Consider the following 1,056-nt stretch of genomic DNA (forward strand, 5'->3'; position numbering starts at 1 on the left):
GAATGCTCCAATCCTTCTCTGGAATACACCCTTTGGCTCTTATTCGTTCAGTACCGTGAGGTTGAAAAACCTTGATTTAATAGGGAAAAATCCCTTGACACAATAGGGAGGTCAACTATGACATGACACATTGAAAGGAGACGGTATGAATAGGCAGGCAACAATCATTGCTGTGGTCAATCAGAAAGGCGGAACAGCGAAGACGACAACGGTAGAGAATTTGGGAATCGGACTTTCCAGACATGATAAAAAGGTTTTGCTTATCGATACAGATCCCCAGGCATCACTGACAATCAGCCTGGGGAATCCGAGACCCGACGATCTGGAGCTGACACTCTCAGATCTTCTGAATGGAACAATAAGTGAGAATCCAGTAGCATTGGATGAAGTACTGATCCATCAGCAAGAAGGTGTAGATTTGATTCCTTCGAATATTTCACTTGCAGGACTTGAGGTATCGCTTGTGAATACCATGAATCGAGAGCGCATTCTTAAGCAGTTTATAGAGCCGTTAAGAGCACGATACGATTATATCCTTTTGGATTGCATGCCTAGTTTAGGAATGCTTACAGTGAATTCTTTGTCAGCAGCGGATACAACACTAATCCCTGTGCAGGCCAATTACTTATCTGCCAAAGGGTTAGAGCAATTACTTTCGACAATAAACCAGGTTAAGCGTCAGATTAATCCCCAGCTGTGCATCGAAGGAATTCTAATCACTATGGTAGATGCTAGAACGAATTATGCCAAGGATATCAGCAAATTAATTCGAGATACTTATCGTGATGACATTACTGTATTTGAAGCGGAAATTCCAAGATCTGTAAGGGCTGCAGAGACTAGTGCAGAAGGAAAAAGTATATTTGCCCATGATCCATCAGGAAAAGTCGCAGAAGCGTATGAGACTTTAACGCAGGAGGTGTTGAACTATGACGAAAAGAGGAACTGTTGCTGATTTCATGAGCTGTCACGGAACTGCTCTCATGAGCTGTCGCTGAACTGCTCAACTTTGCGTCATGAATGTCGTATGGGTTATCGCCGCCGGAGATCACCTTC

1 protein-coding gene is annotated in these 1,056 nt (G+C 43.4%); it reads left to right on the forward strand.

Annotated features, from left to right (window positions below; all coding sequences use genetic code 11):
• Positions 1-145: 145 nt before the first annotated feature.
• Complete coding sequence (locus tag ACTNC3_RS11375) at positions 146-955, forward strand: ParA family protein (protein WP_441227500.1); 810 nt, start codon at positions 146-148, stop codon at positions 953-955.
• Positions 956-1,056 lie beyond the last annotated feature (101 nt).

The organism is Oribacterium sp. HCP3S3_B9, from assembly GCF_052064255.1.
Classification (GTDB): domain Bacteria; phylum Bacillota; class Clostridia; order Lachnospirales; family Lachnospiraceae; genus Oribacterium.

Bases quoted from the DNA above. Each gene is read 5' to 3' on its own strand.
- ACTNC3_RS11375 (WP_441227500.1), top strand. From the start codon at position 146: ATGAATAGGCAGGCAACAATCATTGCTGTGGTCAATCAGAAAGGCGGA.